This is a genomic window from Flagellimonas halotolerans, from assembly GCF_035818535.1.
Taxonomy (GTDB): domain Bacteria; phylum Bacteroidota; class Bacteroidia; order Flavobacteriales; family Flavobacteriaceae; genus Flagellimonas; species Flagellimonas halotolerans.
On record NZ_JAYKYV010000008.1, the window covers coordinates 90,692 to 106,724 of the forward strand.

18 protein-coding genes are annotated in these 16,033 nt (G+C 41.5%); 11 read left to right on the forward strand and 7 right to left on the reverse strand.

Translation table 11 applies throughout. The annotated features are described in order from the left end of the window. The 7 genes from VM932_RS11100 to VM932_RS11130 all read left to right on the forward strand — a co-directional run. Positions 1-1,290 (forward strand): DUF7151 family protein (locus VM932_RS11100; protein WP_428979827.1); only part of this gene is annotated, 1,290 nt, incomplete at its 5' end. A 77-nt stretch (positions 1,291-1,367) separates the two neighbouring features. Then, positions 1,368-3,341: a T9SS type B sorting domain-containing protein gene (locus tag VM932_RS11105; protein ID WP_326278917.1), complete on the forward strand. Its 1,974-nt coding sequence runs from the start codon at positions 1,368-1,370 to the stop codon at positions 3,339-3,341. Between the two features lie 24 nt (positions 3,342-3,365). Next, a complete protein-coding gene (locus tag VM932_RS11110; RefSeq protein ID WP_428979736.1) occupies positions 3,366-4,298 on the forward strand; it encodes a PorP/SprF family type IX secretion system membrane protein in 933 nt (310 codons plus the stop codon). A gap of 56 nt (positions 4,299-4,354) precedes the next feature. Then, positions 4,355-4,888 (forward strand): isopentenyl-diphosphate Delta-isomerase, encoded by a 534-nt coding sequence (idi, locus tag VM932_RS11115; RefSeq protein ID WP_326278856.1) that lies wholly within the window; start codon positions 4,355-4,357, stop codon positions 4,886-4,888. Then, positions 4,885-5,292: a 6-pyruvoyl trahydropterin synthase family protein gene (locus tag VM932_RS11120; protein ID WP_326278857.1), complete on the forward strand. Its 408-nt coding sequence runs from the start codon at positions 4,885-4,887 to the stop codon at positions 5,290-5,292. Before idi ends, VM932_RS11120 begins: the two co-directional genes overlap by 4 nt. A 1-nt stretch (position 5,293) precedes the next feature. Beyond that, positions 5,294-6,262, forward strand: a complete 969-nt coding sequence (locus VM932_RS11125) for a type I phosphomannose isomerase catalytic subunit (protein ID WP_326278858.1) — start codon at positions 5,294-5,296, stop codon at positions 6,260-6,262. Between the two features lie 28 nt (positions 6,263-6,290). Beyond that, complete coding sequence (locus tag VM932_RS11130; RefSeq protein WP_326278859.1) at positions 6,291-6,563, forward strand: hypothetical protein; 273 nt, start codon at positions 6,291-6,293, stop codon at positions 6,561-6,563. On the opposite strand, the gene VM932_RS11135 is transcribed toward VM932_RS11130, so the two are convergent. The 3 genes from VM932_RS11135 to VM932_RS11145 all read right to left on the reverse strand — a co-directional run bounded on the left by VM932_RS11135 (position 6,560) and on the right by VM932_RS11145 (position 10,919). Then, positions 6,560-7,258, reverse strand: coding sequence for a DUF4369 domain-containing protein (locus VM932_RS11135; protein WP_326278860.1), 699 nt, complete (start codon positions 7,256-7,258; stop codon positions 6,560-6,562). The genes VM932_RS11130 and VM932_RS11135 overlap by 4 nt on opposite strands. Before the next feature lie 45 nt (positions 7,259-7,303). Beyond that, positions 7,304-8,566 (reverse strand): DUF819 family protein, encoded by a 1,263-nt coding sequence (locus VM932_RS11140; RefSeq protein ID WP_326278861.1) that lies wholly within the window; start codon positions 8,564-8,566, stop codon positions 7,304-7,306. A gap of 154 nt (positions 8,567-8,720) precedes the next feature. Next, a complete protein-coding gene (locus tag VM932_RS11145) occupies positions 8,721-10,919 on the reverse strand; it encodes a DUF5916 domain-containing protein (RefSeq protein WP_326278862.1) in 2,199 nt (732 codons plus the stop codon). 152 nt (positions 10,920-11,071) lie between these two features. Between VM932_RS11145 and VM932_RS11150 the strand changes: the two genes are divergently transcribed. Then, a complete protein-coding gene (locus VM932_RS11150) occupies positions 11,072-11,842 on the forward strand; it encodes a S1/P1 nuclease (RefSeq protein ID WP_326278863.1) in 771 nt (256 codons plus the stop codon). A 5-nt stretch (positions 11,843-11,847) separates the two neighbouring features. Here VM932_RS11150 and VM932_RS11155 read toward each other — a convergent pair whose 3' ends face one another. Next, complete coding sequence (locus VM932_RS11155; RefSeq protein WP_014033504.1) at positions 11,848-12,720, reverse strand: AraC family transcriptional regulator; 873 nt, start codon at positions 12,718-12,720, stop codon at positions 11,848-11,850. Positions 12,721-12,934: 214 nt separating this feature from the next. Here VM932_RS11155 and VM932_RS11160 point away from each other — a divergent pair, with 214 nt between their 5' ends. Next, entirely contained in the window at positions 12,935-13,312 is a 378-nt protein-coding gene (locus VM932_RS11160; RefSeq protein WP_326278864.1) for a hypothetical protein, read from the forward strand. A gap of 48 nt (positions 13,313-13,360) precedes the next feature. Here VM932_RS11160 and VM932_RS11165 read toward each other — a convergent pair whose 3' ends face one another. Beyond that, complete coding sequence (locus tag VM932_RS11165; RefSeq protein WP_326278865.1) at positions 13,361-13,993, reverse strand: MOSC domain-containing protein; 633 nt, start codon at positions 13,991-13,993, stop codon at positions 13,361-13,363. Between the two features lie 151 nt (positions 13,994-14,144). After that, entirely contained in the window at positions 14,145-14,498 is a 354-nt protein-coding gene (locus VM932_RS11170) for a DUF6249 domain-containing protein (RefSeq protein WP_014033507.1), read from the reverse strand. 133 nt (positions 14,499-14,631) lie between these two features. Between VM932_RS11170 and VM932_RS11175 the strand changes: the two genes are divergently transcribed. Both VM932_RS11175 and VM932_RS11180 read left to right on the forward strand, forming a co-directional pair. After that, positions 14,632-15,210 (forward strand): RNA polymerase sigma factor, encoded by a 579-nt coding sequence (locus VM932_RS11175; RefSeq protein ID WP_326278866.1) that lies wholly within the window; start codon positions 14,632-14,634, stop codon positions 15,208-15,210. Further along, positions 15,203-15,613: a hypothetical protein gene (locus VM932_RS11180; protein ID WP_326278867.1), complete on the forward strand. Its 411-nt coding sequence runs from the start codon at positions 15,203-15,205 to the stop codon at positions 15,611-15,613. The genes VM932_RS11175 and VM932_RS11180 overlap by 8 nt, the downstream gene beginning before the upstream one ends. Here the strand turns inward: VM932_RS11180 and VM932_RS11185 are convergent. Continuing rightward, complete coding sequence (locus tag VM932_RS11185; protein WP_326278868.1) at positions 15,610-15,969, reverse strand: DoxX family protein; 360 nt, start codon at positions 15,967-15,969, stop codon at positions 15,610-15,612. The genes VM932_RS11180 and VM932_RS11185 overlap by 4 nt on opposite strands. Between the last annotated feature and the right edge of the window lie 64 nt (positions 15,970-16,033).

Consider the following 16,033-nt stretch of genomic DNA (forward strand, 5'->3'; position numbering starts at 1 on the left):
CAGGGTCCGGTCGGAGAGCAAGGTCCACAAGGTCCAGTAGGATTGCAAGGACCAACTGGTGAACAAGGCCCACAGGGTCTAATAGGCGAACAAGGTCCAGTAGGTGACAAAGGAGAGACCGGTGACAAGGGCCCACAGGGCGACCCTGGCATACAGGGTCCGCAAGGTCCGATAGGTGAACAAGGTCCGGTCGGAGAACAAGGTCCCCAAGGAATACAAGGAGAACAGGGTCCGGTCGGAGAGCAAGGTCCACAAGGTCCAGTAGGATTGCAAGGACCAACTGGTGAACAAGGCCCACAGGGTCCAATAGGAGAGCAAGGTCCGCAAGGCCCGATTGGTGAACAAGGCCCCCAAGGAATCCAAGGCGAACAAGGTCCTGTTGGAGATAAAGGAGGAACAGGTGATAAGGGAGAGACCGGTGACAAGGGTCCACAGGGCGACCCCGGCATACAAGGTCCGCAAGGTCCGACTGGTGAACAAGGCCCGGTTGGAGACAAAGGAGAAACAGGCGATAAGGGAGAGACCGGGGACAAAGGCCCACAGGGCAATCCCGGCATACAGGGACCACAAGGCCCGATGGGAGAGCAGGGTCCCATTGGCGAACAAGGCCCGCAAGGTCCAGTAGGATTGCAAGGTCCAACTGGTGAACAAGGTCCACAGGGGCCAATAGGAGAGCAAGGTCCAATTGGCGAACAAGGTCCTGATGGACTTGCTAATTTAGTTGTTACAACTGCGGAACCCGCAGGGCTTAACTGTACAGCTGGAGGAGTAAAAGTCGAAACTGGAATTGACGATAATAATAATGGTACATTAGATGTTAGTGAGGTTGATTACACAGAATATGTTTGTAATGGCGACCCTTCAACAGATGATCAAAAAGCATCAGAAGTGGACTCAGATACTCCGGTAGATGTAGACGGTGATGGAAACACGGAAGCTACGGTAGAGGACGTAATTCAGGATATAGCGCCAATTACATCCAAAGCAGCAAGAATATTTTACCCGCCTTCTATTGCTATTGATGCTTCAACCAATGGCACTTTTAGTCTTGACCTTTACCAAGAATATATCAACCAGTATGGTTCGCCAACAGTCGGAAGTATAGGGGCACCTGCTGCAATTCCAACTTATAGTCGTACCGATTTGTATTACTACGTAACCTATGCAGACCCTACGGTGTTCGACACTGGAAGTATGACAATCGATGCAAATGGTAATTTGAATTATACCGTTCAGGCACAACCTGCCGACTACAATGCATTGATCAACGTGGTTTTTGTAGTAAAATAATAAGGACTAAAGACGGATAGAATTTGAAATCAAACACCTCATATAAGTCTTTACTCATTGGACTGTTCATTTTCTTTATGGGAATGAACTTTGCAAATGCACAATTCTTGCTACAAGCACCCGACACTGGCGATGAATATAACTATCAATGGTTTGAGGCATCGGATACTGGAACTGTTTTGGGAACCAATTCATTTTATGAGTCTACCCAACCAGGTGTCTATTTTGCCACTTATGATGGTACACTCTGCGGGTCCAATGCTACGGGTTATTTTATATTGACCGATTGCGAAGCACCCAACAATGAGGTGGTCTTGGATATTTCAGCTAGTGTTCCTTCGGGAGCTACCGTAAGCTGGAGTCCAGCGCTAAGTGGGGATCAAACCAGACCTACCGTTACAAGTACCCAAACTGTAATGAGGTATGTGGCCACTATTACAAAAATGGGTAATAGTACAGAACTACCACGTTTTACGGTGGTATGCATGAGTCAAGCAGCAAACTTGATGAATGACATGATTGCTGTTAATGAAGACGAATCGGTTGCCATACCTATGTTTGGTAATGATTTCGATATACCGACTGAAGGCACTTTGACGATTGCTAATCCATCAAACGGAACAGTGAACATTGATGACAATGGAACCCCCAATGACCCATCAGATGATCTGGTGACCTACATGCCTAACCTAGATTTTAATGGCAATGATGGTTTTGATTATACCATTTGTAATGCTTTTGGGGATTGTAGTACAGCGACAGTTACGATTGATGTGCTTCCAATTGTGGATGCCAACGACGATTCGTTATCTACCGATATAGGTGTGGAAGCGGTTGTTTCTTGGCGAACCAATGATAACGATATACCTACTACGGGTTCTATCACAGCTACAGACCCATCCAACGGAGCCGTTGTTTTAAATGATAATGGTACGGCTGGTGACCCCTCTGATGATAATATTGCCTACTTGCCTGATTCTGGATTTACAGGTACGGATTCTTTCGAATATACAGTATGTGACGCAAATGGAAATTGTAGTACCGCAACGATTACGGTAATCGTTAATCCTTCAGGAATTGATTTGGATAGTGACAATGATGGTATTGTGGACAGTTTTGAGGATTTGAACGCAGATAACGATAATGACCCGTCTACAAGTCCAACGGACACCGATGGCGATGGTATACCCGATTATTTGGACATTGATAGCGATAATGATGGTATTCCAGATAACATTGAGGCACAACCTGTCTTTGGCTACATTGCCCCAAGTTTAGCGGATGAAAACGGTAACGGTTTGGACGATGCGTTCGAAAATGATGGAAATGTGGGATTGATTCCTCTTGATTCCGATAATGATGGTATTCCAGATTATGTTGACGAGGATAGCGACAACGACAATGTACCGGATGTCATTGAAGGGCACGACCATGACCATGAAGGTATTGCAGATGTGGAGTTAATCGGTTCCGATAAGGATAACGACGGTTTGGACGATGGTTACGAAGGGGAAACAGTAATCGACATTGATGTAAACGATGAAATGGATGACCCAAGTACAACCTTGCCAGATAACGATTCTGACGATATCCCGGATTTTAGGGATTCCGATGATGACGATGACGGCATCGAAACCATAGATGAAGATTTGGATATGGATGGAAACTATGCCAACGATGATTCCAACGAAAATGGTATTCCAAATTACCTAGATCAAGACTTGGGTGAGTTGACCGATACAGAAGAAGAACCCGACCCAATCAATGTAATTACACCAAATGGTGATACGGTACATGATGTGTTTACCATAAAATATATAGAAAACTACCCGAACAACACCGTGCGAATTTACAATAGATGGGGGGTAATGGTTTTCCAGACCAAGTCCTATAATACCAGCGGTAATGTGTTTGATGGTACTTCCCAAGGAAGGGTTACCGTGGATAAGGATAACAAATTACCAGTTGGCACCTATTTCTACGTAATAGATTATGAGGGTCAAAATGGAAACATGAAACAAATTTCAGGTTATCTATACATAAACAGATAAAGAATGGTTACTGTGGGGAAAAAGATGTTTAAAGGAAAAATGCAATGGTTGTTTGCGCTGTTTCTATTTGGTGTGGCGAGCATGCATGCACAACAAGATGCACAGTACACCCAATATATGTACAACACGGTAAGTGTTAATCCGGCCTACGCAGGTTCACGGGGTCACTTGAGCATTGCAGGCCTGTACCGTAACCAATGGTTGGGGCTCGATGGGGCACCAGAGACCCAAACATTAAATGTTCACACACCGGTTGGCTATCGCGGTGTTGGTTTGGGATTATCTATTGTAAACGACAAGATCGGACCTACCTCCGAGACCTATTTTGATGTGGATTTCTCCTATACCATAAAAACTTCAGATGAAGGTAAATTGAGTTTTGGTCTTAAGGGAAGTGCCCACATGTTGGACATACGCTATTCCGAACTCGATGAGTTTGAGGTGGACCCACAACTACAATCGCAACAAGATATTCAGAATAAATTTTCACCGAACATTGGGGCTGGTGTATACTACCATACCGATAAATTTTATGCAGGTATTTCGGCTCCAAGAATGTTGGAGACCACCCATTTTGACTCATCCTCGGCTTCTACGGCCAAGGAACAGATGAACCTTTACCTGATTACAGGATATGTTTGGGATCTGAACCCATCATTAAAGTTTAAGCCCACACTTTTGACCAAAACGGTACAAGGGGCACCATTACAAGTGGATCTCTCCGCCAACTTTATGTTGAACGAAAAATTTATTGGTGGAGTGGCCTACCGCTGGGATGCCGCGTTTAGTGGACTTATGGGCTTTATGTTGTCCGATCAATTTATGATCGGTCTCGCTTATGACCGTGAGATATCGGAACTTGGAGCGGCCACCTTTAACGATGGTTCCTTTGAAATCATTTTAAGGTATGATTTTATCAGAAATATCGGAAACATGAAATCCCCACGTTTCTTTTAGGAAGAATTTAAATACCTATTCCCGTTATTTTATCGCAAAGGTCATATTTTTACCAAATGAGAGAGGAAAATGTGATACTTGTAAATGAAAAGGACGAACCCATAGGTTTAATGCCCAAAATGGAAGCCCATGAAAAGGCATTGCTTCACCGGGCATTCTCGGTTTTTGTGATGAATGCCAAGGGAGAGACCATGCTCCAGCAAAGGGCCAAGGATAAATATCATTCCCCATTGTTGTGGACCAATACATGCTGTAGCCATCAACGGGAAGGAGAAAGCAATATTGATGCCGGCAAGCGCAGGCTCATGGAAGAAATGGGCTTTACCACCGAACTCAAGGAACTTTTCAATTTTGTGTACAAGGCCCCTTTTGACAATGGCCTTACCGAACACGAGTTCGACCATGTGATGGTGGGATATTTTGAAAACGAGCCCAATATCAATCCAGATGAAGTTGCCGATTGGAAATGGATGCATCCAAAAGATATTAAAAGGGATATGGCAGAAAACCCTGAAGAGTACACCGCATGGTTCAAAATTATTTTTGAACGTTTCTACGACCATCTTATGCAAAACACCCAGGCACAATGAAAGTAAAAGCAAGTAGAAAGGCCAGCTTCAATGCTGCGCATAGATTGTACAGACCAGATTGGGATGACGAAAAAAACAATGCAGTCTTTGGAAAATGCAACAACCCAAAGTTTCACGGACATAATTATGACCTTATAGTCAGTGTTACAGGGGAAATTGATCATGAAACCGGCTTTGTTATGGATTTAAAAGCCCTCAAGGAATTGATCAAGGAACATGTGGAGGAAGCTCTGGACCATAAAAACCTGAATCTGGATGTTCCAGAATTCGAGAATTTAAACCCTACAGCCGAAAACATAGCGGTAGTGATATGGAACAAGTTGAGGCCCCATATAAGTAAAGATAAGGAGTTGGAGGTTGTACTCTATGAAACCCCTCGAAATTTTGTAACCTATACAGGATAAGATGAGCCTATATCCATTAAAATTTAAACCGATACTTAAGGAAAGACTTTGGGGAGGCACCAAATTAAAAGATGTTTTAAACAAACCCATTGAAAGCGATATTACTGGCGAAAGTTGGGAACTCTCCGGAGTCCATGGTGATATTTCTGAAGTATCCAATGGGGACTTGGTGGGAACTTCGCTTCAACATTTGATGAATGAACAAGGAGAAGCACTTTTGGGAAAGAGTGTTATGGAACGTTTTGGGAACGAATTCCCCATACTCATCAAATTTATTGATGCCAAGCAAGACCTTTCCATACAATTGCACCCCAACGACGAGTTGGCCAAAGAACGACACAATTCCTTTGGAAAAACGGAGATGTGGTACATTATGGATGCCGACCCTGGCGCTAAACTGATTGTGGGTTTCAATAAAGATGTAGAAAAACAAGAGTACATTAAAAGTATTGAAGAGGGCACTTTAACCGATTTGATGAACTATGAAGAAGTAGGGGAAGGGGATACGTTCTTTATCAATACGGGAAAAATCCATGCGATTGGGGCTGGTGTACTCTTGGCAGAGATTCAGCAAACTTCCGATATTACCTATAGAGTTTTCGATTTCAACAGAAGGGATAAGGACGGAAACCTAAGAGAATTACACACTTGCTTGGCCGTTGATGCCATCGATTATGAAAAAAAGGATGATTTTAAGATAGATTATCCGAAACTACCAGATGCTGTCAACCCGATGGTGGATTGCCCATACTTTAAAACAAATTTTATGGAGTTGGCCCAACCTTTAAAACAAAATGTAACGGATAGGGATTCTTTTACAATTTATATGTGCGTTGGTGGAGAAGCAACCATTAACAACGATTGGGGAAGCGCATCCCTTAAAAAAGGGGGAACTGTTCTTGTTGCTGCATCAAGTAATTATGTAGATATTGATACCCAAGGAGCTAAACTTTTAGAAGTTACCATTTAATACTATCTTTAAACAAAACTGCTGCATTATGCCAAGTATTCGTGATTTAAAAAAAGATGTCAATTTTGTCTTGGGAGACATTATTGAGGCTGTTTATATATGGGAAGCCGGCTCAGGTAACAAAGAATCTGAAGAAGGAACCGTAATCATAGACGAAGCTATTGAGGTGTACGACAACCTCATGGATAAAATCAATCAAAAAAAGATAGAGGACACTAAAGCCCACTTTAAGTCCATACGAAATGAATTGGAGGAAAAGGCCACTAAATTGGTTGAACAGCTCAATAGCCTTGAAGCTTAATTATTTTTATCCAAAAATTCTTTGAATTTTTTTCCGTATTTGGATGCTGCTACCTCAGGTGTCAATCCTTTGTAAATAGAATCCAAGTACTTTGGATTTGCCTCGCTGGCCTCTGTCATCATAATATAGGGAGTGGCATAAGAATCCCCATTGTTGAGGCCAAAATTTAAGGCATATCGGTATCTGCTGATCGTGTTTTGATTCATCAATCGTTGAATGGAGTCCAAAGCAACGGAATCTTCCTGTAATTCGGGGGTAGAGGCTTGCTGTGCCAGTGTTAGTTCTTTGATGTTGAATTTTGAAGCCATTTCGTAAAACTCCAAGAGCTTTTCATGGGATTTGGAACCTGAAATTTCGACATTGGTATCAAAAGTGTTCCAAGCCGTATTGATTACAATGTTCCCCGACTCTCCAAAAAAGGTAATTCTATCGTTGATGTCATTATTGTCTTCCTTCTTTAGGTAGAGATAAAATATCTCTGGTTCGACAACTTCGGTCGAAAAACTAAATGCCCCGTCTCCCTTTATTTCCAAAGAATCCAAAACAGCCAAGGTGGAATCCTTGAATTGTTGTAAATAAAGGGTTCCCTTTTTAAGTCCTTTAATGTTTCCACTAACGGTCATGGTGTTTTCCGTAGGCTGTTCACATGACAGTACGGTAATTCCAACAAGCAATACAAACAAAATCCGCTTCATTATATAATTTTAGCTCGGCAAATATGCATAATCTTCTGAAAATATTTAAACATTTGAGGCGACTTCCATCAACAAAGCGCATAAATAGGCTCCTGCCGTACCCACAACATAGCCGAAAACAGCCAACAGAATGCCCACAGAGGTCAAGGAAGGGTGGAACTCAGCGGCAACAACGGGAGCAGAAGCAGCCCCTCCTACATTGGCCTGACTGCCCACGGCCAAGAAAAAGAAAGGTGCTTTTATGATTTTCGCCATCAAAATAAGCAGCCCGGCATGGATGGTGATCCAAATTAGTCCAATGGCAATAAGCCCCGGGTTGTCCAGTACTTTGCCCAAATCCATTTTCATTCCGATGGTCGCCACTAAAATATAAATGAACATGCCACCAATTTTACTGGCCCCGGCACCTTCATAATTTTTGGCTTTGGTAAACGAGAGACCGATTCCGATAGCGGTGGCAAAAACAACCATCCAAAGAAATTCGGACCCAAGGGAGGACAATATTTTTTGTGGATTTCGGATGACCTCAAAATTGTGCTGTAAAAAACTGGCAAAATGATGTCCAGTTAAATGGGCAATACCTACCCCCACAAATGCAAAGAACAACAACATAATGAAATCCTTGAGTGTGGTAACCCTTGCAATTTTTTCAGTGTGGGTAGATACTTTTACCTTGAGCGCTTCTATGGATGAGGTGTCGGCCTTGAGCCAACGGTCAATTTTGTCCGTTTTGCCCACTCCCAAAAGGATGATGGCCAACCATAGGTTGGCGACTACAATGTCTATAAGCACCATGCCTCCGTAACTTTCTTGATTGTATTTGAACACTTCGAGCATGGCAGCTTGGTTGGCACCTCCCCCGATCCAGCTTCCTGCGATGGTGGCAAGCCCTCTCCAAACAGCATCTGGTCCAACACCCCCCACTGTTTCTGGAGAAAATATAGAAACAATCAAAATGGCGATAGGTCCACCTATTACTATGCCCACGGTTCCAGTTAAAAACATGACCAAGGCTTTGGAACCTAGATTCATAATGGCTTTTAGGTCAATACTTAATGTCATCAAAATTAAGGCTGCGGGAAGAAGATAGCGACTGGCCACATAATAAGTGTTGGACGATGACTCGTCTATAATACCCACACTGGCCAAAATAGCAGGTAAGAGGTAGCACATGAGTACCGTAGGGACCACACGATAAAATTTGGACCAAAACCCTATTTTAATGGATGAGGTATAAAAAACAAAACCTAAACAGAGGCAGAGCAGTCCAAATATTACGGTGTCTTGGGTAAAAGGTAGTTGGTCCATAGAATTTGTAAGCTAATTGCCCAAATATAGGAAAATCGTCGAGGTGGTGGTTTAGCCACTTAAGGTTTTGAAATGTTACTGATTCCATCCTTCTTATTCTGATGGCATATAAAGCAAAACCGATGAACAAAACACTATTGGGATTTAATGTTTGCTAGATGTTTAACCAATACGTAAACTTTAAATTAATGGAACGACTTCGAGGCATAAAGGAATTGACAAAGTAATTGTCGTTGTACACCAAAAATAGGTCGGACAGGGGAGCAAAGCGCCACTGTAAACGCGAATTGAACCCTAAATTGTCCAGTTGGTTGCTATATTGGATCAGTGTGGACCAAAAAACAGACTTGTTGAAGGTTATATCTATTTTGGGGCTCACCAACAAAAGGTCCTCGCTCTCGTAGGGTTGCGGTAGTTTAATGCTGTTATAGTTTAGACCCAAGGAAAACAGCATTGTTGGTTGGAGTCTAAGGCTCATGTCTCCTTCCAAAACAAACCGCGTACCGTTATAAAAGTCTCCATACCCTGGTTGTACCGAATACGAAAATACCCGTCTCCTGTCGCTTTGAAACCCCATTTCATAGCTGGTATAATAAAATCCTACATTGGCAGGTAGTTCGGTGCCCCCGTCCGTACCTGTTGGATCAAAAGTCTCGGTAAGGTATGTATAACGATTGAATAGCCTGACAGCAAATTCTTCTTGTGATTTAAATTTGGCTTGCCAACTGGAAAAAATCGCATAATCTGTGTTCATGTAATCTAGGGTAGGTCTCCAAATTACATTGGGACTGAACCGGAACCCATGAAAATTTAGTTTTCCTTTTTGTGGCCAAAAATTGAATTCTACAAAAGGTCTTGCAGCCACAATATCTTGCCTGCGTACATATCCCAAATCTGAACGGAAGTCGTTGCCCACAAAATTTCCACGAACCCCAAAGTTTAGGAATCTGGAGTTATATCGCAGATCTAGACCTCCCGAAGCATCACGGTCCCCTATATCGTGGGCAAAGGATTTATGGTAGAAAAACTTGCCTGTCCAAGTATTGTTTACCGATGCCAGATTATAGTCCATCCCAACCACTCGGTTGTACCTGTCGGTTTGCTCAAGAAAATCGTAATCCCCAAAACTTTGACGGTTTACAAAAATGAAACTAAGGTTGGAACGGGAAAACATTTTTTTCTGAAGTGCAAAAACCGTATTGTTGTTGCTGGGGATTTCGTTTTCCTTATCTTCTTCGGTTTGAAGGTTTAACAGACCAAGCCGCCAATTTTTATTTAACTTTCCACTTAGTCTTATCCCGCCCACGATGCCATTTTCTATGGTTTCATCGTCTGCGTTTTGTGCAATCCCTATTCTTCGAGAGAAAAAGGGGTTGGCATCCCTTTCGTTTCCAAAAGAACCAAAAAGGTCGCTGTTGTCTATAAAGAACTGGCGTTTTTCGGGCAGCGAAACCTCAAAACGGGAAACGTTGGTAATCAAATTGTCTACTTCTACATTCGAAAAATCCGGGTTTAGGGTAACGTCCAAGTTCATACCGTTGCCTATGGAAATTTTTGCATCCCCACCAAAATCAAACTTGCTCAGATCTTCATTGTTTTCATAGTCCTTTCCCACAATGCCGTTTACATAAGGAATAAGGGCCATAGGGGTTCTGGATTTTCCTAAAGGCTTTTCAAATACCATATCGCCCATAAACGCCAAGCTGTACACGAGCTGATTTTGGGGTATTTTTATCCAAGTACTGGTTTCGTTGGTCTGCATATCAAACCTATAGCTGTTGAAACGCCACTTGGTCTCTCCTTGCTTAAACTTAAAAGATGTTAAAGGAATTGCAATTTCGCAGATGTAGTATCCATCATATACTTTTGCCTCTCCTTGCCACTTTACGTCCCATGATGTGGTAAAACCGCTTGGACCGGACCCGCCATTGGAGATCAAAGCTTCTCTCCGGACACCATAGGGGTTCATACCAAAAAGGAAAGCATTGGTGCCATCGTTAAAGGTATCGAACATTAAACTGATATTGTCATTGCCGCCTGCTCGGTAATCCCTTTTTAAAGATGGAATCACATAGTCGTCCCCTTCAGTGTCCAATCTAATGCCAACATAAAGTGTAGTGCTGTTGTACACCATCTTAATATCTGTCTGTTGTCCTGCCAGCGTGGTGTCCGAAGGAAAATATTGATGAAAATTGTTGGCGCTTTCAGAGGTTTCCCAGACACTTTCATCCAAGATACCATCTACTTTAATGATATCGTTTATGAACTTAACCGTAAAGGTTTTAGGGCTGGATTGGGAAAACAGGGCAATAGGGAGCAAGATTGTAGCGAGTACAAAAAGTTTTCTTAACATTGGTTTAGTTTAGTTGGTTTAACAAAACTACGGGATAGGTAGTTAAAAAAATCCCAAAATTCTGAATTAGATTGTTCTTTGGTAAAACATTCTGAAAATTAGCCGTGATTTGTTTTAATAATCACCTTCGCTATTCTAAAAGACATTAAAAAATGAAAAGAACCTTGTTGCTATTGCTTTTATTTCCCTTTATAGTTTTTGGTAATACTATTTGGGGGAAAACCGGACATCGTGTTACCGGACAAATTGCACAAGAATATTTAACAGGAAAGGCCAAAAGGGCTTTGAACGATTTATTGGATGGGCATAGTCTGGCTTTTGTCTCCACATTTGCAGACGATATAAAAGCGGACAGGGCCTATTCAAAATATTCGGCATGGCATTATGTCAACTACCCATTGGGGACGAGTTATAAGGATTCGAAAAAAAGCAAACATGGTGATATTGTTACGGCAATCGAGGAATGTATATCCAAGGTAAAGGATAAGAAAAATACGCGGGAAGATCGTGTTTTCCATTTAAAAATGTTGGTTCACCTTATTGGGGACCTGCACCAGCCCATGCACGCGAGCAGGGGTGAGGACAAAGGAGGTAACGACATTCAAGTACAGTGGTTTGGCGAGGGAAGCAATTTACACAAGGTATGGGACAAAAACCTGATCGAATCTTATGGGATGACCTATACGGAACTGGCGTCCGAATTGGACGGGGTAAATCGCAAGGAACGTAAAAAAATCCAAGAGGGAACCATTTATGATTGGGTCGATGAATCCCACGAAATTTGCGCAGTACTATACGAATCTGTTGAAGTGGGCGATAAGCTGGGATACCGTTATTCCTACGAATATAACGATCTATTGTTCCAACAGCTCCAAAAAGGAGGATTGCGGTTGGCCAAGGTCTTGAATGATGTGTTCGGGTAAGAGCTTTAGGATTGCAATACCGTTTTCAATTGATTTCTATATTCCGAAGGGTTTTGCCCGGTAAATGCCTTGAAGGACTTGTTAAAGTGTGAGAAGTTGTTGAAACCACTATCATAACACACTTGGGTAATGCTCATGGGCTGTTCCGCCAACAGTTTGGAGGCGTGCACCAATCTATACTCGTTAACAAATTGGGTAAACGTTTTGTGGGTGATTTTTTTAAAGTATCTACAAAAAGAAGGTACCGTCATACTCACTATATCGGCAATTTGCTCCAAGCTAATGTCCTCTTTAAAGTTAGCCTTTACATAATTGAAGACAATATTGATACGGTCGTTGTCCTTTACCTCGGTCTCAATGGAAAATCCTTCAGCGTTCAAAACATTCATTTCGGTAGAGGTAGCCAAAATGTTCAATATATTAAGGATGGACAGTAACCTTTGGAAATCTGTCTGGTATTCCAGGATTTCCATTTTTTCCCCAACTTTCATTTTGGTCTTTCCAGAAAAGGCGATGCCCCCTTTGGCAACCTCGAACAATTTCTGAATATTTTTCATCTCAGGGATATTGAAAAAATCACTTCCCAGAAAATCCACCTTCATCTGTACCAAAGTCTCACTCTTGTTGCCGGTAAGCTTATCGGTAAAGCCACAATGCGGTAAATTGGAACCAATAAGGATAAGGTCCCCGTTCCTATAATAAGATACGTGACTGCCTATTTGCCTTTTGCCAGACCCCCCGTTCACATAAACCAACTCCAATTCTGGGTGGTAATGCCAACCATTGTTCTTGTTCTCATTGTTTGCGTTGAATTTTTGAAACGCGAACGAGTGGCCAAAACTTGGGGCTATTGCTTCAAATGCAGGTTTTTGGATCATTTAGCGCAATTTTTCCTTTTAATACCATAAAGGTAAAAAACTAATTACCGTGCAAATATCTACAATGTTAACTTAAAGTTATGCTATTTTATCATTAATACTATGTTAAAACGCTTACCATGTTAATATAGCACATAAACTGGAAAAGATGGTGGTATTTCAGTGCACCAATGCAGCGTACATTTGTACTGTAATCTTAAAAAAACGAAGTGTTATGAAAGTAGTAAAGAATTTAACAGTAGCAGCAGTCCTTTTGATATCCTCTTTGGGAATGGCTAACGGAAACACAACCGATTTTGGTAAAAAAGTAGTAGCCAAGTACGAGGTTGAAAAGAATTTGGTAAAAGTAAACCTTGATCCTGTATTTGTAAAGAAAGGTCAAAAAATTATGATGAACCTTTTGAACATTTCTAAAGGTAAGGTGCTTTTAAAGGTATACGATAGCGAAGGCAGACTTGTTTTTGATGAAGCTATCGACGGTGACATCGTTGTTGAAAAAGCATTCAACTTTGAAAAAGCCTTTAAAGATGAATATACCATAGTTGTAGTGGACAAATTCGGTACCTACAAGAAAACTATGGAGGTAAGATAGTTTGTTTAGTTAATTTTTATGTGCATTGGGGGCGAGAGCCCCCTTTTTTTATGCCCATTTTTTAAGTTTTTCTCTTTTGTTGGGCGGGAGGGCTTCATTTTTTATGGCCAGTTCCAAAACATCCTGGTCTTTTGCTTTGGAAAAAATCAACGTATAGAATTCCTGAACGGTCAAAGGGTTTTTGGACGCTTCTACCAGTTGCATGGAATCACCAACACGTACTGTACCCGGTTGAAAAACACGAACATAGGTTCCGGGAAAGCCATGGTCTATAAATTGCTTCAGTATATTTTGGTCCTTAAATCTAATGCCCAGTTTATAGCAAGGCTCCCTTGGTTGTGTTATCTGGACCAGTGCAGAGCCTAGTTTATAAATACTGCCTATCCGTATTTGAGATTCATTCAAGCTGTCAAGAGTCAAATTTTCTCCGAACATGCCCCAATCCCATTCCAAATGGGGATATTTTGCTTTCCAATAGGGATAGTTGCCGGCAGAAAACAAATAACAGGCTTTATAAATACCACCATGGTACTTTCGGTCTGCAACGGTATCGCCATGCACATCTTCCGTATCCAAAAAGAGCGGCTCTTTAACTGGGAATTTGTAAATACCCGTTGTGGTCTCTTTACCGTTCCAAATAATTTTTGTGGGTTCACCGAGGTTTGTAGAGATAACTTTCATGATGGCAAGTTATAAAAACCACCGCTTGTGGCGGTGGTCCTTCATTTAAATTTGATGTTAAGGGGTTTAATCGAAAAGAATTCCGCACATGCATGCATCGGGGTTTCCATAGAAACTGTCATTCCGTGAAAACGGGAATCTACTAAATTCTTTAATCCTCTTTTTCCAATTTCTTGGTCATGTTAAAACCTACCATGAGTCCAACACCCGCCAATAAGAAGATAGTGCCCGGGTAGGCTACTTCATCATCAACCCCTAAACTGTATACCAAAATGGAGGCTACAAAAATGGCTGCTCCAATACCGATAAGTAGTAGAGAAAGGTTAAGGATGATGATTTTCCAGAAAGGTGCTGCACCTTCCCGTTTTCCCCGGACAAAAATGCTAGCATCCGCTCCTTTTTCTATTAAAGCCAATCGTTCTTTGTTTCTTGTTGAAAAATAGAGGTAGGCAATCGCAAAGATGACTCCAAAAATTATTGGTAAAATAATTACTTCTGATCCCATAACTGTTCGTTTTAATGATTATTCGTATTTTTTTATTCATAACCTATGACGACAGTTTTCTAACTTAGGTTACATAATTTAAAAATATTATTTTTTGTGTAACCTAAACTGCACTTTTAGCGTCCAATGAGCAATGCTGACCAACAAGGAAAAGGAACTGATTTCGGAAATACGCAAGGGAAATACCCGGGCATTCTCCGATTTTGTGGACAGTTATAAGGATTTGGTCTTTACTTTGTCCGTAAGAATGTTGGGCAACAGGGAGGAGGCAGAAGAGGTTGCGCAAGATGTATTTATTAATGTATATAAGTCCCTGCCCAGCTTTAAAGGGGATTCCAAAGTTTCAACGTGGGTCTATAGAATCGCCTACAACAGCTGTTTGGACAGGTTAAAAAAAATAAAAAGGAAGAGGGTTCATACCGATTTGGACCATATCGAGCAAGTTGCCCATTCGGAAATGGATACTGCTCTGGACAAAATGGTCAGACAGGAAAGAAGCGAAATAATTGGTCAATGCCTATCACAATTATCGGCGGAAGATGCAGGAATCCTTACCTTGTTTTATTTTGAGGAAAAGAATTTGCAGGAAATAGGGCAGACAACCAATCTTTCCGTGAATACATTGAAGGTTAGGTTGTTCAGGGCAAGAAAAAAATTGGCCGGGATTATGGAAAAAAATATGAACAAAGAAATATTGGAGAGCAATGGATAAGAACGAGGCCAAAAAATTGGAAACTTTTGTGGACAAGATCATGGAAGATGCTCCATTGGAAACCCCTTCCTTGGATTTTACCCAAAATGTGCTGCAAAAATTAGAAGCTGAAACGAACAACGAGGTTTTTCAATACAAGCCCATATTGTCGGGCAGGGTTTTGTCGCTTGTATTTGCTGCCTTTGTTGCCATGTTGGTTTTAGTAGGGATGCGGTTTGGCCTTGATGATAGCCAAGGGTGGTTCAAGAACCTTCAGATGGAAGCATGGTTTAAAAATAGTTGGGGGTGGATGGAAAATTACACCTCTTCCAAAGTAATGGTGTATGGTTTTCTATTTTTGGGCCTTATGTTTTTTGCCCAAGTAACTTGGTTAAAAAAGTACTTGAACCGAACTGCCTTTTAGATATTGACGTAGTAATACGCCCAATACATCAAAAAGAATTGAAGAGGAATTCGAAGAATCAAAATCCATTTGGGAATACCTGCTGATGCTTTTTCACTGGAAAGCATATAAAAATGTACGGACAGAAACGCTGCCAGCATCAAAATTATTCCAAATACGCTCAGTTTTCGGGTAGCTTCAAAGCATATTCCAATGCCCAACAGGATTTCAGCAATGCCACTTATATATACCAAAAGTTTATGGTTGGGCAGGTACAGCGGCATAGTGCGCATGTACATTTTTGGTTTTATAAAATGCATTAAACCTGCAACCATATACATTCCGGCCATTAGGTAAAGGTGCCAAGGAGTTTCCATAAGGCTAAAAATAAGAAAGGCAGACCATAATGGACTGCCTTTACCTAAAATTTATTTTGAATGA